The sequence below is a fragment of the Streptomyces turgidiscabies Car8 genome (assembly GCF_000331005.1).
GTDB lineage: Bacteria > Actinomycetota > Actinomycetes > Streptomycetales > Streptomycetaceae > Streptomyces > Streptomyces turgidiscabies.
The window spans coordinates 1-25,866 of sequence record NZ_AEJB01000150.1; the positions used below are offsets into that span (position 1 = coordinate 1).

A 25,866-nucleotide genomic window follows, 5' to 3' on the forward strand; every position below is an offset into this window, starting at 1 on the left:
CCCCGCAGAGGCCGGATCGGGGAAGACGGCACTGGTGGAGCGCCTCCTGGCGGGTGACGTCCCGTGGAAGAGCCGCACCTGCGGGGTGACTGCGCGGACAGCACCGCAGCCCCGGGGCCGTCCCGCCTCGCGGTGGCCGCCACGGGCCGAGTTGCGGGGACTCGCTCTGCCGCACCGCGACCGGGACTTCGAGTGCGTCACCCACGTCACCGGCCAGGCGCTCCATCTGTACGGCCCCGTAGCCGGCGAATGAGGACGCGCTCCTCGAACTGACCCGCCTCTACAGCAGCTCCACCGTCACCGCGGACCTCATGGACGGCCGTCATGAGCTGCTGGACTTCGCGGGGCGCTCGTTCCCCGCCTGGCACCACCACGTGATCAGGGCCTCGGCGGCGTACACCTACATGCGCCTCGCCCATACCTGGCATCCGACGGAGCCTCAGTTCGCCGGGCGGCGCAGCGCGTCAGCGCCGTACCGCCGCCGGATCCTCCGCCACCGGAGCCGTCGCGCTGCCGAGGAGCCGCAGAGCCGCCTCCGACGGCGAGCCGGGCTCGGCCGTGTAGGCGATGAGGCGCTGGCCGGAAGCGCCGGGGATGACGAGGTTCTCGAAGCTGAGGTCCATCGCTCCGACCATCGGATGGCGCAGGTGCTTCACCCCGGAAGTACAGGTACGTACCGGGTGCCGGGCCCAGCGGGATGCGAACTCGTCGCAGTTCATGGTGAGTTGGCGCAGCGCGAGACCGAGATCACTCGAGATCGCTCCGGTCACGTTGCTGGCGTACTACGGGGGCGGGTTCCACCATCCGCATCTGCGGGGCGCGACCGTCCACGACTGGCCCTTGAACGTGTTCGCACCCGAGCAGGCGGAAGCTGAGGTACCCACGCTGGGGGCCACGGCCACCGGCGATACCTGCACAACCTGGTCTTCCAGCGCGACTGCCGGATCGTGCCCGCCGTCGCGCGGGCGGGGGAGATGAGAAGGGGCTCCGCCCATGGCACCGTCCGCGGCGCTGCGTCTGTCGGTGAAATGGCGTTACAGGAGCACAAACCAGGTGTCGCAGCGCGGACTTGCCGGAAGCGCGGAACTCGGTTGCCGCCGCACGGCAGCCGCGCCGAGACCCCCACGTGCGAGGACACCTGTTGAGGCAGCCTCCGCGTTCGGCGGCCCTCCGCGCGTAGAGGCGGCGTTGTTCCCGCCGCCCGGGCCCTCGTCATCCGCTCCAGCGATCACGAACCAGGGCCCAGGTCATCGACCGGGACCTTTTTGCCGCGCGCCAAACCGTGAGCACCAAACGTTGCACGGCCTCACCGGTGAAGGGCTCACCCCGGTGCAGGGGGCGCGTCAGCGATCACGGCCCGCGCATGCGTACGTCCCTCGGACTTTCGGCCGAGGGCGCCCGGCGACCGCCTTCGTTTGTGGCCGTTCGGCCGAGGCGGGGTGGCCGGGTGGGGAAGCAGAGTCTTGTCATGCGTACCGCACACAAGGCCGCCCTCGTAGCGGTCGGACTGATCGTCAGCCTGTGCATTCCCACTGCCCAGGCGACAGCGACCGAAGCCGACCGCGCGCCGGCCGCCGCCCTCGACCGTTACTACGACCAGCGCCCTGCCTGGCACCGCTGCGGCACCGCCGCGGAGTACCCCGCCGACCTACGGTGCGCGACCCTCGAAGTGCCGCTCGACTACACGCGGCCCGCCGGACCCACCCTGCGCATGGAGATCTCCCGGCTGCGCACCAGCGTGCCCGGCAAGCGGCATGGTGTGCTGCTGTCCAACCCGGGAGGGCCAGGGGCCGGAGGACTGGGGAATCCCTTGGCGTACAAGGAGATCATGCCCAAGAGCGTCCGGGACCGGTACGACCTCGTGGGCTTCGATCCGCGCGGCACGGGCGCCAGCAGCCCCCTGAACTGCGGCCTCACCACGACCGAGTTGGACTGGCCTCGTGCCTACCGGCCGGCGTCCTTCGACCGGAACACCGCCTCCGCCCGCGGCTTCGCGGCGAAGTGCGTCGCCCGGGACCGCGCCCGCCTGCCGTACCTCACGACCCGTAACACCGCACGGGACATGGACGTCATACGCGCCGTCCTGGGTGAGAAGCGGATCTCGTACATGGGCCTGTCCTACGGCACCTACCTCGGCGCCGTCTACACCCAGATGTTCCCGGCCCGCAGAGACCGCGTCGTCCTCGACAGTTCAGTGGACCCGAACCGTTTCGGCCGGGGCACGTACCAGGCCATGGCCGAGGGCGTCGAGCCCGCGTTCCGGGACTGGACCCGTCTGGTCGCCGGCCGGGACCATACGTACCACCTCGGTGACACTCCCGCGGAGGTCCGCGCCGCGTTCTTCCGGCTGCTCGCCCGTGCCGACAGCACGCCGCTCAAGTACAACGGCAGCGACCTCGACTTCGAGGACCGGGCCGTCACCGGCGCCGACATCCGCGAGTCGCTGCGGCCGATGTTCTTCTACGACCCCTATCAGGCCGCGCGCGACGTCGTCAGCCTCCGCAAGGCCCGGGCCACCCGCCCGGATCCGCAGCCGTCCGACGATGCCGCGGACCCCTTCGACGCCAACTTCCAGGCGCTGCACTGGGCGGTCGTCTGCGCCGACAACTCCGTCTCATGGCCCCGCGACCCGGCCCGCTACCGGCACGACGCCATACGCGACGGCGCTCGCCTCCCCCTCTACGGGGACTTCACCTCCGACATCACGCCCTGCGCCTTCTGGCCGCGCGGCGCCGAACCGGCCACACGAGTCGACAACACGGGAGGCGCTCTCATCCTGCAGAACCAGTGGGACTCCCAGACACCGGCGGCAAGCGGCCAGGCCATGCACCGCGCCCTGCGCGGCTCACGCCTCGTCCAGGTCCGGGGCGGACGGGATCACGGCGTGTACGGCATCCCCGCCACCCCCGCCTGCGCCACCAACGCGGTCAACACCTACCTGGTCACAGGCCGCCTGCCCAGCCACGACGTCACCTGCCGTGCCTAGCCGGCGCCAACCACTGTTCGACTGATCCCCCTAGCCGGAGGGGACGCGGCCTGCGGCACAGCCTTAGCGGCGCATGGGGGGGGGACACCTGCCGGGCCGCGCCGTTCGGCGCACCGACCCGCCGTACGCCTGCGACCCTGACCCTGCCTGGTTCGGGCATCGCTCGCCCGGCGACGCACAAGTGAACATCAGTATCGCCGTCAGCGCCTCGCGTTAATCTGCGCATATCAGATCAATTGCCCCATCACGGGAGGTTTCCATGAGCTCGCGTCTCAACCCCTACCTCAGCTTCGGCGGTGACGCCCGGCAGGCGATGGAGTTCTACAAGGAGGTCTTCGGCGGCACGCTGAAGCTCAACACCTTCGGCGAGTTCGGCCAGCAGAACGCCCCGAACGCAGACCAGATCATGCACGCCATGCTGGAGACCCCGAGCGGCTTCACCCTGATGGGCGCCGACACCCCGCCCGGCATGGAGCACACCCCGGGCACCAACTTCTCGGTGAGCCTGAGCGGCGACGACGAAGGGGAGTTGCGCGGCTACTGGGAGAAGCTGTCCGTCGGCGGCTCGGTGTCCGTGCCGCTGGACAAGCAGATGTGGGGCGACGTGTTCGGCATGTGCACGGACCGGTTCGGCATCCCCTGGATGGTCGACATCATCCCGCCGCAGAGCTGACCGCTGAGCCGCACCAGCCACGTTGGGCTCCGCCGATCACCGGCGGAGCCGATCGTGGTCTTCCATGTCGCACCGCCCGGGATCAGACCCGGCGAGCGGTGGTCATCAGTGGTTCCGAAGGTAGGCGAAGGCCCGCACACCCCAACGGCAGCCGCCGCCCCCAGAGCCATACTTGACCATGCGGGGACCATCCCGCGATGACTCGATACCCGATACGGGGGAGGCGGTAATCCGGTGAGCAGTGACAGCCCGGGAGTGGGGAAGGCCGAGGTACGGCTCAAGTGGGATCCGAGTCCCTGGGATCAGCCACCTCGTCATCTCGACATCATCGCCACCACCTACTCGGCGGACGCCCCCTACGGGCGGCCGGTGTACGTCGTCCACTTCGACAGCCGCTCACCGGACGGCACCATCAACATGAGTCGGCACAGCCAGACCGGCCAGGGGTTCGGCTATGTCGAGGTGATGACGCTGGAGCTTGAGCGCCTCGCGTCCTCCTTCGCGCGGGTGGTCGTGGGCGTGGCCATCCACCAGAACAGCGGCCCCATGACCTTCGGTGACATGTCGAATGCCGGAGTGCTGGTCGTCGAGGGGTACAAGGAACTGCTGAAGGACGACTTCGCGCAGGTCGCCGGATCCACCGCCACGACCGTCGCCGAGTTCGTCCGCGACACCTCCGGAGCGTGGGGGTTCCACGAGATGGTCCGAGGGTTCGACAGCGATCCCGTGGTATTCACCGCGGAGATGGGCAGCGCCGCACAGCACTGACCGACGGCTGACCGACGGCTGACCGAGGACTGACCGACGGCAGCGCGGCAGACGTACGGCGCATGGGTGCGGTCGAGCGGCGCAGGGTGACGGGCGGCGATCGTCATAGGCCGGGTACTCGGCGGCTTGCGGTGTGCGAGTCGCGCCGACAGGGCGCCGTCCGCCGTCAGTGAGGCGGGGTGGGCGGGAGGGTGTCGGGGGTGACGCGCTCGGCCTTGGCTGCTTCGGCGAGGGCCTCGGCAGCGGCTTCCGCCGCCTGGGCCGTGTCGTTGGCGGCCTGGGCGACCATGTCGTCCGAGGGTTTCTCGCGGGTGGCCGGCGACTGGGGCAGCACCTCGGTGAAGGCGCGGGACATGCCCTGGAGCGCGGAGGTGATCTCACTGGGGATCACCCAGAAGTTGTTGCCGGAGCCCTGCGCGAGCTGGGGCAGCGTCTGGAGGTACTGGTAGGCGAGCAGTTTGGGGTCGGGGTCGTTGCGGTGTACGGCCTGGAACACCTCGTCGATGGCCCGGGACTGGCCCTCTGCCTGGAGGATCGCAGCGGTACGGTTGCCCTCCGCGCGCAGGACGGCGGCCTGTTTGTCGCCTTCGGCGGTGAGGATCTGCGACTGGCGCTGCCCCTCGGCCCCGAGAATCGCGGCCCGCTTGTCCCGCTCGGCTCGCATCTGCTTCTGCATCGCGTCCTTGATGGACTGCGGCGGGTCGATGGCCTTGATCTCCACCCGGTTGACCCTCAGCCCCCACTTTCCGGTGGCCTCGTCCAGCACGCCGCGCAGCTGGCTGTTGATGGTGTCCCGTGAGGTGAGGGTCTTTTCCAGGTCCATTGAACCCACGACATTGCGCAGGGTGGTGACGGTGAGCTGCTCGACCGCCTGGAGGAAATTCGCGATCTCGTAGAAAGCCGCGCGCGGGTCGGTCACCTGGAAATAGAGCACGGTATCGATCTCGACGACCAGATTGTCCTCGGTGATGACCGGTTGCGGTTTGAAGGAAACGACCTGTTCCCGTAGATCGATCACCGGATGAACGCGGTCGATAAAAGGGATGACGAGGCTGAGGCCGGGATCCAGAGTCCGGTGGTAGCGGCCGAGCCGCTCGACGTTGCGAGCGCGCGCCTGGGGCACGATACGGACCGCCCGCACCACGGTGAAAACCGCGATCAGCGCGACGATCAGGCCGGTGATGAGGAACGCTGAGGTTTCCATGGCTTCAGTCCCGGGGGTAGACGATCGCGGTGGCGCCGCTTATCTCCATGACGTCGACTGTCTTTCCAGGTGGAATCACCAGCGTCTCGTCGTACGCGCGGGCCGTCCACTCCTCACCGTCGATACGGACCCTGCCGCCCAGGCCCGTCACCTCCGAGACGACGAAGGCGGTCTTGCCGACCAGCGCGTCCACCCCGAATCGCGCCACCTGGGGCCGGATCACGTGGCGCAGCGCGACGGGGCGCACGAACAGCACGGTGACTGTGGCGACGATGGCGAACACCAGGAACTGCAAGGGCGGCGGCAGCCCGACCGCGGCGGACCCCGCCGTGACCAGCGCGGCCGCACTCAGCAGTCCGAGCGCAGCGGTGAGGGTGAAGATCTCCGCCACAGCCAGCACGGCTGCGACGACCAACCAGATCAGCCATGGATCCATAGCGTGCCTCTTCTGACCGGTGTGGGCGCGAAGGGCCTGTCTCCCACCATTGGACCCCGTCAGGGGCAGCCGCGATACCCCTGAGTAAAGAAACCCTGCCGCCCGTCGGCCTCGGCCGCCTACAGGCCCCGGCGGGAAGGGCCGGGCGGGCCGCGTGTCAGACGTGGCCACCGCACCACCCGGAGACTTCAACCCGTTCCGGGAGCAGCGCGGTGGCCACCAGTGACGCTGAAGGACAGCTCAGAGGCTGTCCGGTGGTTACAGCCCGACCGGGTTGAGGAAAGTGGCCGGGTGGGTGGCGCCGTCCTGCTTGAGGATCTGGCCGCCGAAGGGCCACGTCAGGGTGAAGTGCTCCGTCTCGTTCGGCGGGGTGACCAGGAACTTCGCCGGAACGAACTTCTCCGCCTGCGGCGTGGACTTGGCCACCGGGAGCAGGGTGATGCTGAAGTCCACCGTGTCGCCCTGCTCCAGGGTCAGCTTCGGAGGCGTCTTCGAGGAGCGCGCCAGTGACCAGGTGCCGTCCGTCGTCTGGGCGCCGATCATGTCGACACCGGCGAAGCCGGACAGGGTGCAGGTGCGGTTGCTCTTGTTGGTGAACCAGACGTACGCCTCGGTCTGCTTCTCGGTCTGCCCCATCTCCGGCTTCGCGTCATCCCCCACGGCGAAGCCGGCCGACAGGTCTGCGGTGTGGCAGCGGGTCGGTGCGGCCTTGGCGGTGGCGGCCGAGGCCGGGATGGCGGCAGCGGCAGTACCGGCGACGACGATCGCCGCAAGGGCCATGGCGGTCAGGTTCTTCTTCATGAAGTTTCTGGTTCTCCTCGAATACGAATCGGCGCACGAGGTCAATGCGCGCCTGCACACCCGAAGATGTGCAATACCCGGGGACGGTTCCGGTGTGCCGGAAAACATGCTCCGAGTAATCCGACATACCCCCATGAATGATTGAGGCCAATGCCCGTTCAGCCATCGAAGTTGCCCTGAAGGGCAGAATCCAAAAACCCTGCCGCAGCGCCCCTCAGGTCGTCATCAGTGCCGCCAGAGCGCGGTCCATCGCGGCGTTGAACTCTTCCGGCGTCAGCGGCAGCCGGGACTTGACGTCCCGGCTCCACTGGTCGGCGAGGACCTCGGCGGAGTTCGCCTCGACACCGTCGAGTGCCGCGTCGGCCAGGTCCGACGGTGCGATCTTGTCCACGGGCCAGCCCGCCGCCATGTCGGTGTCGGCCAGGCCGAGGTGTACCGCTGTCACGAGCGTGCCCTGCTCGGCGAGCTCCAGGCGGACGCCGGTGGTCATGGCCCAGGCGGCGGCCTTGGTCAGGTGGTAGGCATTGGCGCCCGCGCCCCCGAACCACGACATGGCGGAGAGGACGTTGACGATCGAGCCCCCGCCGTTCCTGGCGAGCGTCGGCGCGAACTCCCGGATCATTCCCAGGTGGCCGAACATGTTGGTCTCCAGCTCGTGCCGCACCGCGTCCAGCGAACCGGTCACCAGGTCGGTCCCCGTATTGATTCCCGCGTTGTTGATGAGCAGCGAGACGTCCGGGGCGGCCTCGGCGGCGGCCCTCACGGATGCGGGATCGGTGATGTCGAGGGGCAGTACCTCGACCCCGGGCAGGTCCACGGTCTCCGGTCGGCGGGCGGTCGCGTAGACCTTGCGGGCGCCCCGTTCGAGCAGGCGCTGGGCGAAGGCGCGGCCCAGGCCACGGTTGGCACCGGTGACAAGGGCGACGGAGTTGTTGATGTCCATGACCGGTACGCTAAAACCTGACGCTAACGTCAGAGGCAAGTGCTGGTCGTCAGGGCCAGGGGTGAGGGGAATCACCGTGACTGTCACAGTGGGCGCGGGCGAGCGGTTGATCCGCATCGGCGAGGTGGCACGAGGTGCCGGCGTCTCGGTGCGCGCCGTGCGCTACTACGAGCAGCAGGGGCTGCTCATCGCGGAGCGCAGCCCGTCCGGCCAACGCCTGTACCGGCAGGACGCGGTCCCCCTGATCCGCTTCTTCCAGCAGATGTTCGCCGCCGGCCTCACCAGCCGCAGGATCACCGAACTCCTTCCGTGCTGGGAGGCCGGGCACACCGACGCCGGGCAACGAACCATGCTGCGCGCCGAGCGCGAGCGCATCCAGGCCAAGATCGACGACCTGCAGGCCGCCCTGGACCACCTCGACGAGGTCATCGCGGTCACGGACACACACCCGTAGACACGGTCGGCCGGACGCCTCGTCCTCTGCCGGTCGGCTCACGAGTTGATCGAGTCGCGTGGCGGGTGCTCAGCGCCTCGTCTCGTACCTGGTCAGGGTCACTCCGCCGGGAAACGTCCGCGTCTCCACCAGTTTCAGGTTCACAAAGCTGTCCAGCACGCTGAAGAACGGCGTGCCGCCGCCCACCAGGACCGGCGCGGTGGCCAGTACGTACTCGTCGATCAGCCCGGCCCGCATGGCCGCCCCCGCGAGCGTCGCGCCGCCGATGTCCATCGGGCCGCCGTCCTGGGCCTTGAGCCGGGTGATCTCGGCGACCGCGTCGCCGGTGACCAGGCGGGTGTTCCAGTCGACCTTGTCGACCGTCGAGGAGAACACCACCTTCGCCATGTCCCGCCAGCGGCGCGCGAACCCGATCTCCGCCGAGGTGGCGCCCGGCTGCTGGTCACCGGTCGGCCAGTGGGAACTCATCGTCTGCCACAGCCTGCCCCCGTACAGCGTCAGGTCGGTCGCCTGCAACTGGTCGGACCAGAACTGGAACAGCTCGTCGCTCGGCACGCCCCAGCCGATGTCGTCGCCGGGCGCGGCGATGTAGCCGTCCAGGGACACGTTCATGCCGTAGATCAGTTTCCGCATGGCGCCAGCCTTCCGTGAGTCGGTCTCACCCGTACAGACCGGCGCGACGCGGGAAACTCATCGGTGCGCGATCCGAACCCGTACGTAGTCCTCGTACTCGGTGGCTCAGCCGCAGGCTCGTCGTTCCGCCGGGGAGACGGCATCGCGTGAACTGCTGGTCCGGGGTTCAGGATCCGGTGCGGTAGCGGGTGAGCATGAGGGCGACGGCTTCGTCCACGATGGCGGCGTCGGTGGGGTCGGGCGGGACGAAGTCGGTCCGTACGAGTTGGGGCCACAGGAGCTGGCTGCAGATCATGCCGAGGAACTGTTCGGCGGCTGTGGATGCCGATTGCGGCTGCCCGTCGGCCGAGCGGAAGTCGAGTGTGCCGGCCTGCGCTTCGGCGCCCAGGTAGTCGCGGAGCCGGTCGAAGAAGGGTCCGCGGTCGATGGCGAAGCCGGTGCCGACGATGTCGGCGAGTTCCGGCATCTGGGGAAGCTCGGTGATGATGAGGCGGCACAGCGCCGCCGTACCGGGCCGCGCGACCAGGCAGGCGTAGTCGCGGCCGATGTGGTCCAGCCCGTACCGGGGGTCACCGGGCGGGGGCGGTTCGGCGTACTCCACGTCCAGTTGCCACTGTTCGGAGGTGACGGCCGCGAACAGGGCGGCCTTGGACGGGTACCTCTTGAAGAGGGTGCCGGTGGAGACGCCGGCCTCCTTGGCGATCTGGGCCAGGGAGGCCTTGTCGTATCCCCGGGCGAGGAAGAGGTCGCGGGCGGCGCGGATGATGCGCGCGCGGTTCTCCGCCTTGATCTGCGCGTGATACCCGGCCTTGGCCTGCGCGTCGGACCCGGCCCGGCACGTGTCGCCACCGGTCTCCGTTCGGTCACGGTCCGCCACCGACATACCCACGCCCCTCGCCCGTCTCCCAGCCGCATCCCCGCTGTCAGAGGACGGTCTGGCCGCCGTCCAGGATAAGGTCCTGGCCCACCGCGAAGGCGGAGACGTCGGAGGCCAGGTACACGACGGCTTCCGCGACCTCCTCGGGCATGCCCATGCGGCCCAGCGGGATACCGGAGCTGATCCCCTGCAGGACCGCCGTCTGTACCGCGGGGTCCTCGATGCCGAGCTTGGAGTAGAGCGGGGTGTCCACGGGGCCGGGGCTGACGGCGTTGAACCGGATGCCGTGCGAGGTGAGCAGGTCCGCGTTCCACGACCGCATCAGGGAGGAGACAGCGGCCTTCGTCGCGGCGTACGCGTTCGACTGCCCGTAGCCGCCGTGCGCGCTGTTGGACGCGTTGAGGACGACCGAGGACGGGTTGGCCAGCACAGGCACCAGGGCCTGCGTGAGGAAGAAGACGCTCTTGACGTTGATGTCGAAGAGCCGGTCGTAGCTGTCCTCCGTGTGGTCCTCGAACGGCCGCCAGTCCGAGACGCCGGCGTTCAGGAAGGCCACGTCCAGCTCCCCGAAGTGCTCACGCACCTGCTTGGCCAGGGCGCGCTGCGCATCCAGATCGCGTGCGTCGGCCTGCACCACCGGCACCTTGTCCCCGAGGATCTCCCGCGCCCTGTCGATACTGGCCGGGGTCACGCCCGTGACCAGGACATCGGCCCCCTCCGCGATGAAACGCCGGGCGGTCTCCAGACCGATCCCACTCGTGCCACCGGTGATGAGGGCGCGCTTGCCCGCAAGACGATTCATGGTGATTGTTCCTTGCCGAGTCGTTAGGTAAGTCGATGAACTCACCACCTGAAGGTAACTCCCGCACACTCCGAAGGCAAGTCGATCCACTTACCATTTCATCGGACACTGGGACGGTCGCGTCGTGGCAGCTGCCCGGCGACCAGGTCGTAGGAGTCCTCGACCGCGTCGGTGACGAGTCGCTCGGTGATGCCGGGGCCCGGACCCAGCGAGATCCAGTGGCGTTTGTCGAGGTAGCGGCCCGGGGTGATCGAGGCGTGGCCGCGTTCTTGCGCACGGGCGTGTTCGGGCTCGCACTTGACCGTGATGATCTGTTCGTCCGGGTCCTCGGTGACGATCAGGAACACCTTGCCCGCGACCTTGTACACGTCGAGCCCGGGAGTGAAGGGGTATCCGTGGCTGACGTCGGGGAGGGCCAGGGCTGCCCGGCGGGCGGTGTCCTGGAGCCGGTCACCGGCCGCGCTCACCCGGCCGCCTGTGCGCCGGTGCCGTAGGTGTGCGGGTCGACGGGCCGCTCGGCCCTGGGCAGACGGGCGACGACGAGCCGGTAGGAGTCGGTGACGAGCTCCCTGATGAGCTCCCGGTCGACGCCTTCTCCGCTCTCCAGGGTGATCCAGTGCTTCTTGTTCATGTGGTAGCCGGGGGTGATGTGGCTGTACTGCTCCCGCAGGGCGTGGGCCTCACCGGGGTCCGCCTTGAGGATCACGACGGGCCGCCCCGGGACTTCGGTCATCAGCATGAACACCTTGCCGCGTACCTTGAAGACCTCCCAGTCCGGGCCGAAGGGGTGCTCCAGCCGGCTTCCGGGGAGTTCCTCCGCGCAGTCGGCGGCGGTCTTGTGCAGGGCCGATCCGTTCATGGGTGTGAGCCTTCCCAGGTGGTGACGGACTGGTGGGGACGGACTGGGCGCCGAAGAGCGCGAAGGACGCCGAGGACGCGCCGCGCGGGCACGGTGGCACGTCCCATCCTTCCGTCGAGGCCGACGAGAAGGGCCGTAGGCTGCGGACACATGATGGTCGACAGACGACACTCCGGGCGGGGCTCCAGGCCCAGCGGGCAGGCCGGATCCGCCACGGTTCCGCTGTACGGTTTCCAGCCCCCGGTCGGAACTCCGTACGGCCTCGAGGTGAGTACCGTCGAGGACTTCTTCGCCCAGCACGACGACTGGCCGTGGAACCCGCCCCGTCCGGGCCGCGCCACCTTCCACTACCTCATCGCCGTCACCGAGGGCGAGCTGCGGCACGACGTCGACCACGTCACGCGGACCGTCGCCCCCGGCCAGTGGCTGTGGGTGCGTCCCGGGCACGTGCTGTGCTGGCATCCGCCCGGCGCGGCCCGCGGCCCGTTCATCCTGTTCGAACCGGACGTGCTGCGCCCGGACCTCGCCCGCCTACTGGCCCCGCTCACCGCGCACGAGGCCCCTGCCGTGCTCAGCCCACACCCCGACGACACCGCCTGGCTCCAGCAGACCGCACTCCAACTCCTGGACGAACACCGCGCACTGGGGCGCCGCCCCCTCGACATCCACCACGCCCTGCGGCGCAGCCTGCTCGAATCACTGCTGCTGCGCCTGGCCAACTCCCCGGGCATCACCCCCACCGGCACAGCCACGACCACGACCGGCAGCGGCACCGGCACCGGCCGCGCCGACAGGTACGGGCGCTTCCTGGACGCCCTGGAGCTGAACTTCCGCGAACTCCACCAAGCCGCGGACTACGCCGAGTTGCTCGGCTGCTCGGTCCGCACCCTCAGCCGCGCCGCCCGGGACGCCACCGGCAAGGGGGTACGTGAACTCATCGACGAGCGGCGCCTGTTGGAAGCCCGGCGCCTGCTGGGAGCCGCCCGGTGGGACGCCCGGACCGTGGCCGTCCACCTCGGCTTCACCGACACCGCGAACTTCGGCCGCTTCTTCCGCGACCGCACCGGTCTCACCCCGGCCGCTTTCGCCGCCCGCGCAACGAGGACCGACGCGTGACGGAAACGAGGCTGAGGCCCCGCGCCCGTCGGAGGCGATGACCCCCGTCGCGATCTGCGGGAACGGCTGATGGGAGCTCTGGTGAGGTGTCGGTGTTCGAGAGCTGCGGTATTCGCCCGCAGGGCGAGTGCCAAGTCGGCACCCACCTTGCTCCAGTGAACAGCCCACCCTCTCCACGGAGCCTGGAGCCTGCTTACGGGCAGATGCGGGCGCCGTTGGAAGAATGTTCGAGCAGGGCTGCCGCCGGTCCGGGGGACGTCAGCGCGCTCGAGGGAAGAGCTGCTCGACAGCGGTCACCACTGCGGCGCGGCGGGCGGCGGCGGTGGGGTCCACGGCGTGTGCGGCGGCGGCCTCGCTGAGTTCGGGTTGCGACGCCCAGGTCATGGCGATCTGGTTGACCAGGGCGAGGACGTCGGCCGGGTCCCAGGCGGGGTCGAGCTGTCCGGCCTGTTGCACCTGACGGAGCTGGTCGATCTTGCGGGCGAGCACTGCCTGGGCGGGATCGTCGGCAACGGCTGCGGTGCCCGGCAGTTCGAGGCGGCCCCAGGCGATCAGGCGGTAGTGGTCGGGACGGGCGACGAAGTAGTCGAACAGGCGGCCCGCGTAGCCAGGGAGGTCGCGCGGGTCCATCTGGGTGGCGTCGGCGATGACGACGTACTCCCGTGCGGCGACGTCGGCATAGAGCGCGTCCTTGCTGCGGAAGTAGGCGTAGACGCGTTCTTTGCTGGTTCTGGCGAGCTTGGCGATGCGGTCCACGCGTGCGCCGGCGATGCCATGGCGGGCGAACTCCTCCATGGCAGCGGTAAGGACGCGCTCGCGCGTGTCGCCGGCGGCGGCTGCGGGCGCCGCGGTCCGACCGGAGTCGCGGGACGGGGGCATGACCCCAGAATAGAGCACCGAACCGTTTGGTTTGGCGGCGCGAGCAATCGGACGTACAGTCAAACAGAACAGTTCGGTTTGACTGTACGGGTGAAGCCGGCGAACCACTCAGGGAGTGAACTCATGCAGCACCGCAATCTGGGCTCTCAGGGTCTGCGCGTCTCGGCGCTCGGCCTGGGCACCATGGGCATGTCCATGGCCTACGGCGCCTCGAACGACGACGAGGGCATCGCGACCATCCGCCGCGCCCACGAACTCGGGATCGACTTCTTCGACACCGCCGAGCTGTACGGCGCCGGTACCGGCAGCAACGAGATCCTCCTGGGCAAGGCGGTCAAGGACTTCCGCGACGAGGTGGTCCTCGCCACCAAGTTCGGCTTCGACATGACCGCCCCGGCGATCAGCCCCGCCTTCGACAGCCGCCCGGAAAACATCCGCAAGGTCGCCGAGAACAGCCTGCGCCACCTGCGGAGCGACCACATCGACCTCTTCTACCAGCACATCTCCGACCCCGACGTGCCGGTCGAGGAGGTCGCCGGCGTGGTCGGAGACCTGATCACCGAAGGCAAGGTGAAGTACTTCGGCCTGAGCAACGTCGGCCCCCAGTACATCCGCCGCGCCCACGCCGTCACCCCGGTATCCGTACTCCAGTACGAGTACTCGCTCTTCGAGCGGGAGGTCGAGGAGAAGATCCTTCCCGTGCTGCGGAAACTCGGCATCGGCCTGGTGCCCTACTCCCCGCTCGGCCGCGGCTTCCTCACCGGCCAGGTCAAGCCCGCGAGCGAGTACGCCGCGGACGACATGCGCAGCTGGGACGAGCGCTGGCAGGGCGAGAACTACACGTACAACCTGCACGCCACCGAACAGCTCAGGGATCTGGCCGGCACCAGGGGCGTCACCACCGCCCAACTCGCACTGGCCTGGCTGCTCGCCCAGGGCGAGGACGTCGCGCCCATTCCCGGCACCCGCAGCACCAAGCGCCTTGAGGAGAACGCCGGCGCCGCCGACGTCCAGCTCTCCGCCGCCGATCTGGCCCGCATCACGGAAATCCTGCCCCACGGCTCGGCAGGCAGCCGCCTCCCGGCCGCGGTCCTGTCCAGCTTCACCACAGACTGACCGCACCGGCACAGGGGACGAACAGGCCGGGGCGGATCTCCTCCACCGACGCCCCGGCTGCTCCTGCCGCTCAGTTCTTCTCGCACACCGCGAGAACGTTCCCGTGGGCGGCTGGTCCTGGCTCAGCCGGAGCCCGGGTGGCGTCGCTGGGCACGCAGCCGGGCCCAGTGCTCCAGGCGGCGGCCGACCTCGGCCTCATGGCCGTGCTCGGTGGGCCGGTAGTAGGTCTCTCGGTCCATGTCCTCGGGGAAGTACTCGGCGCCGGAGAAGCCGTCGGGGGCGTCCGGGTCGTACTGGTAGCCCTTGCCGTAGCCGAGGTTCTTCATCAGCCGGGTGGGCGCGTTGAGGATGTGCGGCGGCGGTATGAGGGAGCCGGTACGGCGGGCGCTTTTGCCCGCGGCGCCGAAACCGCGGTAGACGGCGACGGACTTCGGGGCGGTGGCCAGGTAGACGACGGCCTGGGCGAGGGCGAGTTCCCCCTCGGGCGAGCCGAGCCGCTCGTACACGTCCCACGCGGCAAGGGCCTGCTGGACGGCGCTCGGGTCGGCCATGCCGACGTCCTCGCCTGCGAAGCGGACCAGCCGGCGGGCGATGAACAGCGGGTCCTCGCCGCCCTCCAGCATCCGCGCCAGCCAGTACAGGGCGGCGTCCGGGTCGCAGCCGCGCATCGCCTTGTGCAACGCGGAGATCAGGTTGTAGTGGCCCTCCTAGGCCTTGTCGTACAGCGGGGCCCGCTGCTGCACCTGCCGGGCCAGCCCGGCCACGTCCAGCGGGCCGGCGCCGGTGGGCAGGGACTGGAGCTGTTCGGCCATGTTGAGCAGGTACCGGCCGTCCCCGTCGGCCAGGGCGAGCAGGGCCTGGCGGGCCTCGCCTGTCAGCGGCAGCCGGCGCCCGGTCAGCTCCTCGGCGCGGGTCGCGAGGGTCTGCAGAGCCTGCTCGTCGAGGCGTTTGAGGACGAAGACCTGGCCGCGCGAGAGCAGCGCGCCGTTCAGTTCGAAGCTCGGGTTCTCGGTGGTCGCGCCGACCAGGACGACCGTGCCGTCCTCCACGTACGGCAGGAAGCTGTCCTGCTGGGCGCGGTTGAAGCGGTGGATCTCGTCGACGAACAGGAGCGTCCTGCGCCCCCGGGCTCGGCGCTGCTCGGCGTCGCGGAACACCCGGCGCAGGTCGGCGACCCCGGAGAAGGTCGCCGACAGCGGGGCGAAGACCAGACCGGCGGCATCGGCGAGGAGCCGGGCGATGGTGGTCTTCCCGCAGCCGGGCGGCCCCCACAGGACCATCGACACCAGATGCTGCCGCTCGACCATCCGCCCGATCGGCGCCTCATCGCCCAGCAGGTGCTCCTGGCCGACCACCTGGCCGAGGGTGCGCGGGCGCAGCCGGTCGGCGAGAGGCCGTGCGAGGTCGTCGACGGCCGGCCTGGTGGTGTCGCTCGCACCGGTGCTGTCGGGGCCGGGATCGTCGTCGAACAGGGCGAGCGCGGGTTCGCTGTGGGCCATGGGGCTGGGCTTTCGCGTAGGTGACGGTGGTCGGAACGGGCGGGCGGTCAGGTGCGGGCGGGCCGCCTGCTGCGGGGCGAGCCGAGTCGAGTGCCGGGTCACTAGGAGTCGGTGACCCGGTCCTCGACCAGGGCAGCGGTGACACTCCGGCCGCCGCCCACCGAGATCCGGTGCGTCTTGTCGAGATGGCGCTCGGCGGTGATCGGGGGGACTCCTCCGGGAGCCGCCACCCGTGGACGACTTCCACCTCGACGTTGGGATCACGCCACGGAGCCTCCACCGCTCACTTGTCGAGAGCCCGCCGGATGAACTCCTCACGGGTCGCGTTGGAAGCACGCGACACAGCCGCGTCACCCACCGACATGTCGGACCCGTGGAAGCCCCCGCCCCACATGTGGAGATCGACGCTCACGCCCGCCTCGGAGAGGCGTCCGGCGTAGCTCAGGATCTCGTCGCGGAACCCCTCCGCCGAGCCGGTGTCGATGTAGGTGCGCGGCAGCCGACTGAGGTCCTCGGCGCGGGCCGGCGCGGCGTACTGCGACACGTCCGGGCCGCCGCGCCGCTCGCCCAGCACGGAGGTCCACGCGTACAGGTTGCTGTAGCGGTCCCATACGCCTTCACGGTCCACCATGCGACTGCTGTGCGTCCCGAAGCGGTCGTCGAGCATGGGGCAGATCAGGATCTGGTGGCTGAGCGTGGGAAAGGCGCGGTCGCGGGCGAGCAGCGCGGTCCCCGCCGCGAGGCCGCCACCGCCACTGACTCCGGCGATCAGGAGCCGCTCGGGGTCGATACCGAGCTCGGCCGCGTTCTTCGCCGTCCACACCAGCCCCGCGTAGCAGTCCTCGACCGGCGCGGGATCGGGGTGATCCGGCGCCAGTCGGTACTCGACCGACACGACGACCGCACTCCCGTCGATCACATGGGGAAGGAGATGACTCACGTGGTCCCGGCGTCCCCCCATGATCATCCCGCCACCGTGGAGGCTGAGGATGCCTCCCTTGGGGCCTCGGTCCTCGACGGGGCTGAGGATCAGCAGAGTGATGTCCGGCGCGCCTTCCGGCCCCGGTACCTGACGCTCCTCCACCCGCACTCTGCCGCCCGCCGTCAGAGCATCCGAATCCAACGCGGGGGAACCCGCGGCGATCTGCTGTCGGATCTCCTGCAGGGTCTCGTCCGTCAGGGCTGGAAAGACAGCGCCCCGCGCCTCCTCGACGGGCGCGAGCTGCGGGTCCAACGGGGGCCGGACGGTCGTGGCGCCGAAAACGTCTGCTGCTGTCTGGTCCGTCATCTGTTCTCTCTTCCGGAAACAACGGGCACCGCCGAAGCTCACCGTCAGGCTGAGGCACCCACTGCGCACGATGTGGGTGATGGGGGTGATGGGGGTGATGCGGGTGATGTGCGCGATGACCTTGTCGCGTCCCGCGATCAGGTCTCAGTCGTCCAGGACGACGACGTGCTTGCCCGGCGTGGCGCCGGACTCGAGGTCGGCCTGGGCATCCCGGACCTGTTCCAGGCCGTGGTAGGCCTTCGCGACCGGGACGTTGAGACGTCCGGCGGCGATGGCCTGGAGCTGGTGGGCGAAGACGTCGGCGGGGAGGTCGGTGGCATCACCGTCGTAGGACGTCAGCCGCACCCCGCCCGGGATCATGAACGGGCTGAAGTCGGGGATCGTCCACTGGCCCGCCAGGGCGCCGATGAAGCAGACCGTGCCGTGGCGGCGGACGGTGCGCAGGGTGTCGGGGAGGACCGAGCAGCCGACCAGTTCCAGGGCGGCGTCGACGCCGTCCGGGATCAGCTCGCGCACCTGGTCGGCGAGGGTGCCGTTGTCGACGAGGGGGTGGTCGACGCCCGCGGCCCGCAGTTCCCCTGACCTCGACTCGCTGCGGGTGGTGGACAGCACGGTCGCTCCGAGGTCCTTCGCGATCGTGGCCGCGCTCAGCCCGACCGTGGAGGTGCCGCCGCGGATCAGCAGCGTCTGCCCGACCTTGAGGTCCAGGCCGCGGGTCAGGGACCCGTAAGCGGTCTGGAACATCTGCGGCAGCGCGCCGACGACATCCCACGGCAGGCTGGTCTCGAACGGGATGACCTGTGCCGCGGGGACGGTCACGTACTGGGCGTACGCGCCGTCGTAGCTGCGGCCCATGCCGCCCATCATCGTGGCCACCTGCTGTCCCGGCCGCAGACCGCTGTTCTCGTCGGCGTCATCGACCAGGCCGACGCCCTCGATGCCGGGGATGCGCGGATAGGTGACCTCCGCGTCGGACTCGCCCTTGCGGGTGGTGACCTCGGACTCGTTGACGCCGAACGCCTTGACCTTGATCCGCACCCAGCCGGGCTTGCGGACGGGCACCGGCACGTCCTGGATCTCCAGTGCGTCGAGGCCGCCGGGCCGGGTGACGACGACGGCCCTCATCGTCGCCGGTGCGGCGTCGCCGGCTGCTGTCGGTTGGCTCATGTCGAGTACCTCACTCCCTGTTGTCCCTGCGCTGTTCCGGATCGCCCGTCGGCCGTCAGGGACGGTCGATGCCCTCCCACAGGTCGAGGACCTGCTGGTAGTGGGCGGTGGCCTCGAAGGGAGAGTTGCCGACGGTTTCCGAAGTGGGCTTGTCCGTGACCGCGGGCCACAGACGGGAGTGCTCGCCGGTGGCGAAGTCGAGCACGATGTCGCGGATACGGGTGTCCCGCTCGGCCTGCTCGGGGCTGCGGCCCGGCTGTTCCTGGCCGACCAGGGCGTACATCTCGGTGCCGTGCACTGCGGGCGCGCCCTCGGCGGGCCCGATCAGGAGGAGGTGGGCGTTGCCGCCGGCGGCGGCGTGGGCCAGTGCGCCGCGGGCGGCGGGGATCGCGAAGAGGTAGTCCGCCATGACCGCGGCGCGGACCTCGGCCGGGGTACGGCCGCCCTGGTCGTAGGCGTCGACGATCTTCTGCGCGCGGGAGCGGGAGATGCGCCACCCCGCGACCTCGTCGACGACGCGGTCGACGGTGCCCGGGTCGAACCGGTCGAGGTCGTTCGCCACCCACCAGCCCATGTCGTCGCTGGCCATGCTCAGCAGGATGTCGACGTCGCGGTGCGCGCCCGAGGCCAGTACGTCCATGGGGTGGGCGTGCACCACCGCGCCGGGCTGCCCTAGGTCCAGGACGACGCCGGTGGCCTTGTTGTCCACCCCGCCGCGGACTCCGAGGTCCGTCGGGAGGACCTTGCGCAGGGCGTCCCGCAGCGAGAGCGGGTCGAGGTCCAGCAGCTTCTCCGGGTTGTCCGCGACGCCGAGTTCGGTGACGAACAAGTGGGCGAGTTCCTCGGCCCACCAGGCCGGGATGGAGCGGGCGGGCCCGCCGGAGAACCCGGCCAGGCGCCGGTACAGGCCGTCGGCGGAAGAAGCGCCGAGCAGTCCGAGGGACGAGTAGGCGCCGCCGCTGTGGCCGTAGACGGTGACGTTGTCGGGGTCGCCGCCGAAGTGGGCGATGTTCCGCTGGACCCAGGTGAGCGCGGCGATGATGTCCTGGAGGAAGAGGTTGCTGGCCTCGGCGAGCTTCCCGCCGTACTGCGAGAGCGAGAGCGGGCCCAGCGCGCCGAGCCGGTAGTTGACGGACACGCCCACCACACGCCCCGTCGCGGCGAGACCGGCGGCGTTCGAGGTGATCTGGGTGTTCGCGCCGTACTCGAATCCGCCGCCGTGGATGTACACGGCCACCGGAAGCGTCTTCCCGGCCGGCTGCTCGGGAGCCCACACGTTCAGGTTCAGGCAGTCCTCGCCCATCCCGCTGTCCGCTTCGAGCCAGTCGCCGCTGTCGGGCTGGATGGAGACGACGCCCTTACGGTCGTAGGGGCGGTCCGGATCGAAGTCCGCGACCACGGGACGGCGGTACCGCTCGGCGGTGGCGTACGGAATTCCCCACCAGGACCGCACCCCTGGTGCGGTCGGAGCCTTGGGCGCGATCTCGGTCATGGCGTGAGATTCCTTCCGGTGCGGTTCGAATGTCGGGCGCGGCGGGTCGCGGCTGATCGCTCGCGGTGACGCTCCCCAGCATTCCCTCGGCTCCGGCAGATCGCCCGGCGGACAGCGGTCATCTGATGGTCAGCAGGTGACACTTGTCTGCGCCCCACCACTCGACGTCGTCGGAGCGCAGGGAGGTCACCGCGACCTGACGCTGACGTTGACGCCGCGCAGGCAGCTGCCAGGTCAGCTCGCGTGAGGTCGCGTGAGATCGCGTGTGAAGGGCTGGCTTCCCTGGCCGGTCGGTCAGGGGCAGTCGTACGTGAAGTGGGTGGTCACCGTGCGCCGGGTGGGTGAGAGGAGGCGCAGTTCGGCCTGTGCCGTGTAGTGGCCCTTGCCCTGGAAGGTCCACAGCAGGTGCAGGCTTGCGTGTTTCTGGCCCCGGACCATCTCCTCGCGCAGGACGCCCGAGGCGGTGCCGTCGCTTCGGGTCCAGCGGTAGGAGAGGGTGCCCGGTCGGCCGTTCGTGGTGACGAGGGCGGCGATGTCAGCCGTGGCGTCGCAGCCCAGCACCGTCGGCCGGGCCACGACCTCCACCGAGCGTGCCGCGATGGACGGTCCCAGGCGCTGCCAGGCGAGGAACGCGATGACGATGATCAGGACGAGCGCGGGCAGCGCGTGTCTTCGCAGGCGTCTGCGCGGGGGTCCGGAGGGCGGCGGCACGACGGGCGGCGTGCTGTGGGTACGGTTCGCGACGGCCGCCGTCACCCCCGGGCCGAATCGCAGCACGGTCCCTTCGACACGGTCGGGCAGCGTCGGAGGTGCGGGTGGTGTGGGTGATGTCGGCGGCTTCTCCGTCGCATCCGTCGCATCCGTCTCGTCCGTCGCGTCCGTCGGGTCCGTAGGGGGTGGGCCGATGCGAACGGTCTCAGGCTCGGGCCTCTGGATCCAGTGGCTGGCCAGCACCGTGGCGCTGTACTCGTCGTCGTCCGCATGAAGCAACCGGGTGGGCACGGCGTCCGCCAGGTCGAGCACCCTGGTGGACTCGGCGTCGTCCGTGTCGTTCGTGGCGTCCGTGGCGTTCGTGGCGTCCGTACGCAGCACCCGGGTGGGCTCGTCGGTCTCGGGGTTACGACCGGAGGCGCGGTCGTTGTTCTGAGGGGTCATCCGACGCTGCATCCCCTGGTCAGAAGCTGCTGCGAGGCGCCACCGTCGGCGGAGGCCGGGGTGGTCGTGGCCTGCACCGTCCAGTAGCAGCCGTCGCCCTGGAAGGTGTGGTCGACGGTGAATGTGTACTGCGTGGCGCCGCTGCGTGCGAACGTTTGGGACGGGCCGTCCGGGCTGGTGCCGAGCCGTAGGCCGGTGTCGCCCGTGGCCCACGAGACGGTGACGGAGATCGGGCCGGTGCCGTCCGTGGTGATGTCGATCGTGGCCGAGGCGGTCGTCGGACCCGTCTGCCGGAAGCCCGACACGGCGACGTCCTTGACGGCGGGCGCTGCCGGGGATGTGGGGGCAGCGGTCGTCGGTGTCGCCTCGGTGGCCGACGCGGTGGGTGTCGCAGCGGGAGTCGTGGTCGCCGGGGGCGGAGTCGTGGTGCCGGGCTCGCCGGGAGCGGGGGTCGCCGAGGGTGAAGAGCTGGGTGACGCGGCGGACGGCGACGCCGAGGGCGAGGAGCCCGGCGACGTGGTGGACGTCGGGGACGAGTCGGCCGACGCGGTCGGAGTGGTGAGTCCTCCGGACTCCACGCCGGGCCGGGCACTGGTGGTGGCCAGAGCCTGCGCCGCCTGCTGGGAATCCCCTCCCGCGGTGTTCGGGACGCCGTACGACAGGACGAGGGCCAGGAGTACGGCCGCGCCGGCCACCAGCATCCCCGGGCGGCCCGGCCGCCACGACCGCGCCCGGCCGAGGCCGGGATCGCTGCCCAGGACGGTGCGTGCGGTGTCCGTGGTGGTACGCGCAGTACTGCGGGCCGAGGGCAGCAGCAGCGGCAGCAGGGCGACCAGCGCGGCGAGCCGCCCCCGGCCGCGTTCCTCCCAGTCGGGCCCGTACGCGGCGCCCGCGACCGCCTCCAGTTCGAGGACGAACTCCTCGGCCTGGCTGGGCCGTTGGCCCGGTTCCTTGGCGAGACCGCGCCGGATCAGCTCCCGCACCGCCTCGGGGGCCTCATCGGCGGGGACGGGCGCGTCGACGTGCTGCAGGGCGAGTTCGGCGAGGTTGTCGCCGGGGTACGGCTTGTGGCCCGTAAGGCACTCGAAGAACGTGGCCGTGGCCGCGTACACGTCGGCGGCGGGCGAGGCGGGGGCGCCGGTCCACTGCTCCGGGGCCATGTAGGCGGGGGTTCCGGCCACGCCGACGCTGGTGCCGGCGTCCACGGCGATCCCGAAGTCGACCAGCTTGGACGATCCGTCCGGTACGACCAGGACGTTCGCCGGTTTGTAGTCGCGGTGGACGACGCCGACGCGGTGCGCGTCGGCCAGGCCGAGCAACGACCCCTTGAGGAGCACGAGGGCGGACTCGGGGTCGAGCGTGCCCCGGCTGGTCAGCAGGGTCCGCAACGAGATGCCGTCCACCAGCTCCATCACGATGGCGGCGCCGTCCGGGCTCTCGACGTACTCGTACAAGCCGGTGACGTACGCACTCTCAAGCCCGCCGAGCAGCCGCGCCTCCGCCCTGAAGTCGCGTACGAAGCCGGGCCGCGTGCGCAGCGAGTCGCTGAGGTACTTCACCGCGACCGGAACGCCGGTCGCCTCGTGCACGGCGAGCACGACCCGCCCACTCGCCCCCGCCCCGAGCTCCAGCGACCCGGTGTATCCCGGTACTTCCCAAGTGCTCGTTCCAGAGCTCATTCCAGCCCCCCAAGGCCCACGTGCCGCACGTGCTGCCGGACGCCCACCCGCCCCGGACCACAGAGCATGCACCCAGAGACACGTTTTCGGCCACTGCGGTTGCAGTGGGCACCCGGAATCGAGGAGTGCCCGGTGGTTCGGCCGAAGGCGACAGGGAACTCGGCGGGAGATCCTTTCCGGCATCGAGGAGCGGCATGAGCGACTACCAGGACGGTCCCGACCGCCGCCACCGTCGACCGGACGGCGTAGACGACACGACCGTCGAGGCCCTCGGGGCGCTGTCGAAGGCGCTGGAGACCACCGAGCGGGCCCGGGGCCATCTCTACGGCTTCCATCAGCTGACCGGCGGGGCCGATCTGGAGCTCGACCGGGCGGTACGGCTGCTGCGCGAGGCCGGGCACCACGGCTGGGCCGAGAAGGTCGAGGCCGAGATCCTTGGCCGCAACGTCATCCCCGGGCACTGGACGTTCCAGATCGTCGAGGCCTACGACGACACCTACTACCGGCCGTTCCAGGAGCTGGAACGCAGCCTGCTGAGCGAACTCGCCCAGGGCCGGCGCCATCTGTACGAGGCGGAGATGAAGGAGAACCGCCGTACCGCCGGTCACCGCGACCACACGGCGCGCCCACCGGCCGCCGACGAGTGAACGACGCCGCGCCCGGACACCCCGCGAACCACCGCGTCGGCGGCTCACGAACCCCCAATCCCCCAGCTCATCCCCGACAACCCCGACGACACCGCAGAAGGGACCGGAATCATGGCCAGAAAGCCGCACCCGGACAGAACCGGGGACGGAAACCGGAAAGGACAACTGAGAAAGGGCGACAAGGTGGCCTGGGAGAGCCACGGATCCACCGCCGAGGGCAAGGTCGAGCGCAGGATCACCGAGCGTACGAAGGCCGCCGGCCGCGAGGTGGACGCCTCGCCCGAAGACCCGCAGTACCAGGTCCGCAGCGCCAAGTCGGGCAAGGCCGCCGTGCACAAGCCGTCCGCCCTGCGCCGACGGTGACCCCCCACGGCTTCCACATCTCCGTAGGACGGCGACCATGCAGACGTTCCTCGTGGATCCCGATTTCCGGCGCTCCGCGCTGCTCCTGGACCGCCGCCGTCTGGGCAAGCAGCGGGTCGAGGCCCTGCAGGTCCTGCGGGGACTGACCGTGCCGGGATACGGCTGGCGCAGGCATCCCGCCGTGCGTATGTGGAGCGGATACGAGGAGGCACTCGTCCGGTACGGCCTGGAGGTCTGCCGGGTGTGGTGTGAACTGGGGCACCGGGACAGCTGTGCCGCCTCGCTGGTCGCCGGTCTCGCCGTGCACCGTCCGGGCGCCGCCCCCGTACGTGAGCAGCCCGCCCTCGCGGCGGCCGGGGAACTGCCGCCCTGGCTCGGCGACGAGGCCTTCCACCGCAGCCACCGGTCCGCCCTCGTCCGCAAGGACCCGGCCACGTACGCACACCACTTCCCCGACGTCCCGGACGACCTGCCCTACGTGTGGCCACACTCCGACCGGGAACACACCGAGGAGACCCTCCACCCGTGACGTGCCGGTGGGGGCACGGCCCCCGTGAGCGGGCTGAATCTGACCGCAGCTGAACGTCTTGCGGGCACGAGGCCCTGCCGCTCAGCCGTTCCGGAGAAATTGCCGACAATCCTGGAGGCCGGGAGCGTTAACCTCGAACTCGTGAGCGAAGACGGTCGGCGCACAGCGAACTTCCGGGTCAACCTCGTGCCGGCGGTCCTGGCTCTGGGGAACCCTCCGTGGCAGCGGGACGTGTGGCTCGACCCATCGTCCTTCGAGAACCTGGACCACATCTTCCACACGCTCTTCGACGACTTCTGCGATGCCGACCATCCCGAGCGTTACCTCGGCATCAGCTTGAGAACCGAGGAAGAGGTCTCTCTCATGCGGCAACTGGGCGTCGCGCTCAACGCCTCGACGGCTGAGGCCCCCGACGACACCGACGCGGAGTACCTGCGGGCATCCGCGTGGCCCGAGGTCGTGGCCGTCGCGGGACGTCTCGCACAGGTCATGGTCGCGAACGACCTGAGCGAACTTGTCACCCTGTGGGAGGCGAAGCACACCGACGAGTGACCGCATGAGACATCGTCTCCGAGTACGAGCAGTCGTTCAGGGCGTTCGACAGGACGACCGCGCCGGAGGCGGAGCGGCGCGCGCGGCTCGGCGGACCTGTCGCCGAGCAGTGCTGGAGTGGTCCGGCGTCCCGACCGTCACCGTGCAGGCGGGCGTCCTGGGCCGCTGAACGCCCCTCCGGCTGCGACGCCGGTCATCTACCCGAAGACAACGGGCAGTTCAGACCTTTTCGCTGCTCACACGCGGGTGCTCGACGGTGAGCAGGTCGATGTCCTCGACGTCGGAGGTCAGGATCGTCACCCGGCCCGGACGGCGCAGGGCGGTCGCGCACAGCATGGCGTCGATGGCGTACTTGTGGCCGTGCAGCCCCGCGGTTCGCAGTAGTGCGGCAGCGGATTGCGCGACAGCCTGGGTCACCGGCTCGACGTGCAGGCGAGACAGGGTCCACTTCAATGCGGCGTCGTTGATCCTCGGGTGGATCACCTCGACGAGCACCGCAGCCGAGGTGACCACGGGCAGGTCCGCCTCGCGAGCCGCCGTCAGCCACTCGTGGATCTCCCGGTCGCGCTGTACGGACTTCGCCAGGCCTTCGCTGTCCAGGACGAGGGCGCCACTCACGCGGCTGCCCCGGCGTCGGGCGCACTCTTGGTGAGCCGGGCGCGTTTGGCCGCCACGGCCTCCGGGTCGGCCGGACCGTGGACCTTGTCGAAGTCGGCGATCAGCTCGTCCAGGTTGTCCCGTTCGATCTGGCGCTGAGCGGCTTTCTCAAGGTACGCGGAGAGGCCCCGTTTACCGACCCGTTCACGGATCGCGTGGAGGGTGCCGGCGCTCAGGGTGACGGAGATGCCGCTGGTCGGTCCGTCACCAGGGGTGAGGCCCACGCCGTGATCGGTCATGATTCCAGTATGCCATTGAAAATGCCATACGAGGAGAGAGTGTGGGCGGAGG

General features: G+C 70.0%; 31 protein-coding genes and 1 pseudogene. 11 read left to right on the forward strand and 21 right to left on the reverse strand.

Annotation, left to right across the window (positions count from 1 at the left end; all coding sequences use genetic code 11):
* Positions 1–253, forward strand: a pseudogene (locus STRTUCAR8_RS55595) (hypothetical protein); the annotation flags it as partial.
* A gap of 211 nt (positions 254–464) precedes the next feature.
* Here STRTUCAR8_RS55595 and STRTUCAR8_RS52400 read toward each other — a convergent pair.
* Entirely contained in the window at positions 465–770 is a 306-nt protein-coding gene (locus STRTUCAR8_RS52400; RefSeq protein ID WP_006375380.1) for an MmyB family transcriptional regulator, read from the reverse strand.
* Between the two features lie 698 nt (positions 771–1,468).
* Between STRTUCAR8_RS52400 and STRTUCAR8_RS09515 the strand changes: the two genes are divergently transcribed.
* From STRTUCAR8_RS09515 to STRTUCAR8_RS09525, 3 genes are all read left to right on the forward strand, one after another.
* The gene (locus STRTUCAR8_RS09515) at positions 1,469–2,986 is read left to right on the forward strand and encodes an alpha/beta hydrolase (RefSeq protein ID WP_044471923.1); all 1,518 of its coding nucleotides are present in this window, start codon (positions 1,469–1,471) and stop codon (positions 2,984–2,986) included.
* Between the two features lie 259 nt (positions 2,987–3,245).
* Complete coding sequence (locus tag STRTUCAR8_RS09520; protein ID WP_006375397.1) at positions 3,246–3,659, forward strand: VOC family protein; 414 nt, start codon at positions 3,246–3,248, stop codon at positions 3,657–3,659.
* A gap of 234 nt (positions 3,660–3,893) precedes the next feature.
* Positions 3,894–4,427 carry a TerD family protein gene (locus STRTUCAR8_RS09525; RefSeq protein ID WP_006375400.1) on the forward strand — a complete coding sequence of 178 codons (534 nt, stop codon included), beginning with the start codon at positions 3,894–3,896 and terminating at the stop codon, positions 4,425–4,427.
* 166 nt (positions 4,428–4,593) lie between these two features.
* Here the strand turns inward: STRTUCAR8_RS09525 and STRTUCAR8_RS09530 are convergent, their stop codons facing one another.
* The 4 genes from STRTUCAR8_RS09530 to STRTUCAR8_RS09545 all read right to left on the reverse strand — a co-directional run bounded on the left by STRTUCAR8_RS09530 (position 4,594) and on the right by STRTUCAR8_RS09545 (position 7,811).
* On the reverse strand, positions 4,594–5,631 hold the full coding sequence (locus tag STRTUCAR8_RS09530; RefSeq protein WP_006375374.1) for an SPFH domain-containing protein: 1,038 nt from the start codon (positions 5,629–5,631) through the stop codon (positions 4,594–4,596).
* Between the two features lie 4 nt (positions 5,632–5,635).
* Positions 5,636–6,067: an NfeD family protein gene (locus STRTUCAR8_RS09535; RefSeq protein ID WP_006375388.1), complete on the reverse strand. Its 432-nt coding sequence runs from the start codon at positions 6,065–6,067 to the stop codon at positions 5,636–5,638.
* A gap of 258 nt (positions 6,068–6,325) precedes the next feature.
* Positions 6,326–6,868 carry a DUF4232 domain-containing protein gene (locus STRTUCAR8_RS09540; protein ID WP_006375372.1) on the reverse strand — a complete coding sequence of 181 codons (543 nt, stop codon included), beginning with the start codon at positions 6,866–6,868 and terminating at the stop codon, positions 6,326–6,328.
* Positions 6,869–7,082: 214 nt separating this feature from the next.
* Positions 7,083–7,811, reverse strand: coding sequence for an SDR family oxidoreductase (locus tag STRTUCAR8_RS09545; RefSeq protein ID WP_006375396.1), 729 nt, complete (start codon positions 7,809–7,811; stop codon positions 7,083–7,085).
* Between the two features lie 76 nt (positions 7,812–7,887).
* Here STRTUCAR8_RS09545 and STRTUCAR8_RS09550 point away from each other — a divergent pair, with 76 nt between their 5' ends.
* Entirely contained in the window at positions 7,888–8,265 is a 378-nt protein-coding gene (locus STRTUCAR8_RS09550) for a MerR family transcriptional regulator (protein ID WP_006375398.1), read from the forward strand.
* Between the two features lie 69 nt (positions 8,266–8,334).
* On the opposite strand, the gene STRTUCAR8_RS09555 is transcribed toward STRTUCAR8_RS09550, so the two are convergent.
* The 5 genes from STRTUCAR8_RS09555 to STRTUCAR8_RS09575 all read right to left on the reverse strand — a co-directional run bounded on the left by STRTUCAR8_RS09555 (position 8,335) and on the right by STRTUCAR8_RS09575 (position 11,436).
* Entirely contained in the window at positions 8,335–8,898 is a 564-nt protein-coding gene (locus STRTUCAR8_RS09555; protein WP_006375370.1) for a dihydrofolate reductase family protein, read from the reverse strand.
* 166 nt (positions 8,899–9,064) lie between these two features.
* Positions 9,065–9,781, reverse strand: coding sequence for a TetR/AcrR family transcriptional regulator (locus STRTUCAR8_RS09560; protein WP_048818734.1), 717 nt, complete (start codon positions 9,779–9,781; stop codon positions 9,065–9,067).
* Positions 9,782–9,821: 40 nt separating this feature from the next.
* Positions 9,822–10,577, reverse strand: coding sequence for an SDR family oxidoreductase (locus STRTUCAR8_RS09565; RefSeq protein WP_006375382.1), 756 nt, complete (start codon positions 10,575–10,577; stop codon positions 9,822–9,824).
* A gap of 98 nt (positions 10,578–10,675) precedes the next feature.
* A complete protein-coding gene (locus STRTUCAR8_RS09570) occupies positions 10,676–11,044 on the reverse strand; it encodes an MmcQ/YjbR family DNA-binding protein (protein WP_006375391.1) in 369 nt (122 codons plus the stop codon).
* Positions 11,041–11,436 (reverse strand): MmcQ/YjbR family DNA-binding protein, encoded by a 396-nt coding sequence (locus STRTUCAR8_RS09575; RefSeq protein ID WP_006375399.1) that lies wholly within the window; start codon positions 11,434–11,436, stop codon positions 11,041–11,043. The genes STRTUCAR8_RS09570 and STRTUCAR8_RS09575 overlap by 4 nt, the downstream gene beginning before the upstream one ends.
* 150 nt (positions 11,437–11,586) lie before the next feature.
* Between STRTUCAR8_RS09575 and STRTUCAR8_RS09580 the strand changes: the two genes are divergently transcribed.
* Entirely contained in the window at positions 11,587–12,552 is a 966-nt protein-coding gene (locus STRTUCAR8_RS09580) for a helix-turn-helix domain-containing protein (protein ID WP_044471924.1), read from the forward strand.
* A gap of 258 nt (positions 12,553–12,810) precedes the next feature.
* Here STRTUCAR8_RS09580 and STRTUCAR8_RS09585 read toward each other — a convergent pair whose 3' ends face one another.
* Complete coding sequence (locus STRTUCAR8_RS09585) at positions 12,811–13,431, reverse strand: TetR/AcrR family transcriptional regulator (RefSeq protein WP_044471925.1); 621 nt, start codon at positions 13,429–13,431, stop codon at positions 12,811–12,813.
* A 123-nt stretch (positions 13,432–13,554) separates the two neighbouring features.
* Here STRTUCAR8_RS09585 and STRTUCAR8_RS09590 point away from each other — a divergent pair, with 123 nt between their 5' ends.
* Complete coding sequence (locus STRTUCAR8_RS09590; protein WP_006375387.1) at positions 13,555–14,547, forward strand: aldo/keto reductase; 993 nt, start codon at positions 13,555–13,557, stop codon at positions 14,545–14,547.
* A 122-nt stretch (positions 14,548–14,669) separates the two neighbouring features.
* On the opposite strand, the gene STRTUCAR8_RS54055 is transcribed toward STRTUCAR8_RS09590, so the two are convergent.
* The 8 genes from STRTUCAR8_RS54055 to STRTUCAR8_RS09620 all read right to left on the reverse strand — a co-directional run bounded on the left by STRTUCAR8_RS54055 (position 14,670) and on the right by STRTUCAR8_RS09620 (position 22,827).
* The gene (locus STRTUCAR8_RS54055) at positions 14,670–15,227 is read right to left on the reverse strand and encodes an AAA family ATPase (protein ID WP_006375373.1); all 558 of its coding nucleotides are present in this window, start codon (positions 15,225–15,227) and stop codon (positions 14,670–14,672) included.
* 27 nt (positions 15,228–15,254) lie between these two features.
* Positions 15,255–16,046, reverse strand: coding sequence for an AAA family ATPase (locus STRTUCAR8_RS54060; RefSeq protein WP_006375392.1), 792 nt, complete (start codon positions 16,044–16,046; stop codon positions 15,255–15,257).
* 101 nt (positions 16,047–16,147) lie between these two features.
* Positions 16,148–16,276: an MmcQ/YjbR family DNA-binding protein gene (locus STRTUCAR8_RS55095; protein WP_267889052.1), complete on the reverse strand. Its 129-nt coding sequence runs from the start codon at positions 16,274–16,276 to the stop codon at positions 16,148–16,150.
* Between the two features lie 53 nt (positions 16,277–16,329).
* Entirely contained in the window at positions 16,330–17,334 is a 1,005-nt protein-coding gene (locus tag STRTUCAR8_RS09600; RefSeq protein ID WP_006375384.1) for an alpha/beta hydrolase fold domain-containing protein, read from the reverse strand.
* A 144-nt stretch (positions 17,335–17,478) separates the two neighbouring features.
* Complete coding sequence (locus STRTUCAR8_RS09605; RefSeq protein ID WP_006375379.1) at positions 17,479–18,501, reverse strand: alcohol dehydrogenase catalytic domain-containing protein; 1,023 nt, start codon at positions 18,499–18,501, stop codon at positions 17,479–17,481.
* A gap of 55 nt (positions 18,502–18,556) precedes the next feature.
* Positions 18,557–19,993, reverse strand: coding sequence for a carboxylesterase family protein (locus STRTUCAR8_RS09610; RefSeq protein ID WP_006375395.1), 1,437 nt, complete (start codon positions 19,991–19,993; stop codon positions 18,557–18,559).
* Between the two features lie 294 nt (positions 19,994–20,287).
* Positions 20,288–21,148 carry a hypothetical protein gene (locus STRTUCAR8_RS09615; protein ID WP_006375401.1) on the reverse strand — a complete coding sequence of 287 codons (861 nt, stop codon included), beginning with the start codon at positions 21,146–21,148 and terminating at the stop codon, positions 20,288–20,290.
* On the reverse strand, positions 21,145–22,827 hold the full coding sequence (locus STRTUCAR8_RS09620) for a serine/threonine-protein kinase (protein ID WP_044471926.1): 1,683 nt from the start codon (positions 22,825–22,827) through the stop codon (positions 21,145–21,147). The genes STRTUCAR8_RS09615 and STRTUCAR8_RS09620 overlap by 4 nt, the downstream gene beginning before the upstream one ends.
* 194 nt (positions 22,828–23,021) lie before the next feature.
* On the opposite strand from STRTUCAR8_RS09620, the gene STRTUCAR8_RS09625 reads away from it, so the two are divergent.
* The 4 genes from STRTUCAR8_RS09625 to STRTUCAR8_RS09640 all read left to right on the forward strand — a co-directional run bounded on the left by STRTUCAR8_RS09625 (position 23,022) and on the right by STRTUCAR8_RS09640 (position 24,918).
* Positions 23,022–23,474 (forward strand): hypothetical protein, encoded by a 453-nt coding sequence (locus tag STRTUCAR8_RS09625; RefSeq protein WP_006375385.1) that lies wholly within the window; start codon positions 23,022–23,024, stop codon positions 23,472–23,474.
* A 111-nt stretch (positions 23,475–23,585) separates the two neighbouring features.
* Positions 23,586–23,837 (forward strand): hypervirulence associated TUDOR domain-containing protein, encoded by a 252-nt coding sequence (locus tag STRTUCAR8_RS09630; RefSeq protein WP_006375376.1) that lies wholly within the window; start codon positions 23,586–23,588, stop codon positions 23,835–23,837.
* Positions 23,838–23,874: 37 nt separating this feature from the next.
* Entirely contained in the window at positions 23,875–24,366 is a 492-nt protein-coding gene (locus STRTUCAR8_RS09635; protein WP_006375375.1) for an MSMEG_6728 family protein, read from the forward strand.
* A gap of 141 nt (positions 24,367–24,507) precedes the next feature.
* Entirely contained in the window at positions 24,508–24,918 is a 411-nt protein-coding gene (locus STRTUCAR8_RS09640; protein WP_006375383.1) for an SCO4402 family protein, read from the forward strand.
* Between the two features lie 219 nt (positions 24,919–25,137).
* Here STRTUCAR8_RS09640 and STRTUCAR8_RS09645 read toward each other — a convergent pair whose 3' ends face one another.
* The gene (locus STRTUCAR8_RS09645; RefSeq protein WP_006375389.1) at positions 25,138–25,536 is read right to left on the reverse strand and encodes a type II toxin-antitoxin system VapC family toxin; all 399 of its coding nucleotides are present in this window, start codon (positions 25,534–25,536) and stop codon (positions 25,138–25,140) included.
* A complete protein-coding gene (locus tag STRTUCAR8_RS09650) occupies positions 25,533–25,814 on the reverse strand; it encodes a hypothetical protein (protein ID WP_044471927.1) in 282 nt (93 codons plus the stop codon). Before STRTUCAR8_RS09650 ends, STRTUCAR8_RS09645 begins: the two co-directional genes overlap by 4 nt.
* Between the last annotated feature and the right edge of the window lie 52 nt (positions 25,815–25,866).

What these genes read in the sequence shown, in the direction of transcription:
- STRTUCAR8_RS09615 (WP_006375401.1), bottom strand. Translation starts at nt 21,148, where the DNA reads ATGACCCCTCAGAACAACGACCGCGCCTCCGGTCGTAACCCCGAGACC.
- STRTUCAR8_RS09635 (WP_006375375.1), top strand. Translation starts at nt 23,875, where the DNA reads ATGCAGACGTTCCTCGTGGATCCCGATTTCCGGCGCTCCGCGCTGCTC.
- STRTUCAR8_RS09650 (WP_044471927.1), bottom strand. Translation starts at nt 25,814, where the DNA reads ATGACCGATCACGGCGTGGGCCTCACCCCTGGTGACGGACCGACCAGC.
- STRTUCAR8_RS09555 (WP_006375370.1), bottom strand. Translation starts at nt 8,898, where the DNA reads ATGCGGAAACTGATCTACGGCATGAACGTGTCCCTGGACGGCTACATC.
- STRTUCAR8_RS54060 (WP_006375392.1), bottom strand. Translation starts at nt 16,046, where the DNA reads ATGGCCCACAGCGAACCCGCGCTCGCCCTGTTCGACGACGATCCCGGC.
- STRTUCAR8_RS09565 (WP_006375382.1), bottom strand. Translation starts at nt 10,577, where the DNA reads ATGAATCGTCTTGCGGGCAAGCGCGCCCTCATCACCGGTGGCACGAGT.
- STRTUCAR8_RS09515 (WP_044471923.1), top strand. Translation starts at nt 1,469, where the DNA reads ATGCGTACCGCACACAAGGCCGCCCTCGTAGCGGTCGGACTGATCGTC.
- STRTUCAR8_RS09580 (WP_044471924.1), top strand. Translation starts at nt 11,587, where the DNA reads ATGATGGTCGACAGACGACACTCCGGGCGGGGCTCCAGGCCCAGCGGG.
- STRTUCAR8_RS09520 (WP_006375397.1), top strand. Translation starts at nt 3,246, where the DNA reads ATGAGCTCGCGTCTCAACCCCTACCTCAGCTTCGGCGGTGACGCCCGG.
- STRTUCAR8_RS09575 (WP_006375399.1), bottom strand. Translation starts at nt 11,436, where the DNA reads ATGAACGGATCGGCCCTGCACAAGACCGCCGCCGACTGCGCGGAGGAA.
- STRTUCAR8_RS09630 (WP_006375376.1), top strand. Translation starts at nt 23,586, where the DNA reads ATGGCCAGAAAGCCGCACCCGGACAGAACCGGGGACGGAAACCGGAAA.
- STRTUCAR8_RS09605 (WP_006375379.1), bottom strand. Translation starts at nt 18,501, where the DNA reads ATGAGCCAACCGACAGCAGCCGGCGACGCCGCACCGGCGACGATGAGG.
- STRTUCAR8_RS09625 (WP_006375385.1), top strand. Translation starts at nt 23,022, where the DNA reads ATGAGCGACTACCAGGACGGTCCCGACCGCCGCCACCGTCGACCGGAC.
- STRTUCAR8_RS09610 (WP_006375395.1), bottom strand. Translation starts at nt 19,993, where the DNA reads ATGACCGAGATCGCGCCCAAGGCTCCGACCGCACCAGGGGTGCGGTCC.
- STRTUCAR8_RS09540 (WP_006375372.1), bottom strand. Translation starts at nt 6,868, where the DNA reads ATGAAGAAGAACCTGACCGCCATGGCCCTTGCGGCGATCGTCGTCGCC.
- STRTUCAR8_RS09560 (WP_048818734.1), bottom strand. Translation starts at nt 9,781, where the DNA reads ATGTCGGTGGCGGACCGTGACCGAACGGAGACCGGTGGCGACACGTGC.
- STRTUCAR8_RS09535 (WP_006375388.1), bottom strand. Translation starts at nt 6,067, where the DNA reads ATGGATCCATGGCTGATCTGGTTGGTCGTCGCAGCCGTGCTGGCTGTG.
- STRTUCAR8_RS09545 (WP_006375396.1), bottom strand. Translation starts at nt 7,811, where the DNA reads ATGGACATCAACAACTCCGTCGCCCTTGTCACCGGTGCCAACCGTGGC.
- STRTUCAR8_RS09585 (WP_044471925.1), bottom strand. Translation starts at nt 13,431, where the DNA reads ATGCCCCCGTCCCGCGACTCCGGTCGGACCGCGGCGCCCGCAGCCGCC.
- STRTUCAR8_RS09600 (WP_006375384.1), bottom strand. Translation starts at nt 17,334, where the DNA reads ATGACGGACCAGACAGCAGCAGACGTTTTCGGCGCCACGACCGTCCGG.
- STRTUCAR8_RS09620 (WP_044471926.1), bottom strand. Translation starts at nt 22,827, where the DNA reads ATGAGCTCTGGAACGAGCACTTGGGAAGTACCGGGATACACCGGGTCG.
- STRTUCAR8_RS09590 (WP_006375387.1), top strand. Translation starts at nt 13,555, where the DNA reads ATGCAGCACCGCAATCTGGGCTCTCAGGGTCTGCGCGTCTCGGCGCTC.
- STRTUCAR8_RS09530 (WP_006375374.1), bottom strand. Translation starts at nt 5,631, where the DNA reads ATGGAAACCTCAGCGTTCCTCATCACCGGCCTGATCGTCGCGCTGATC.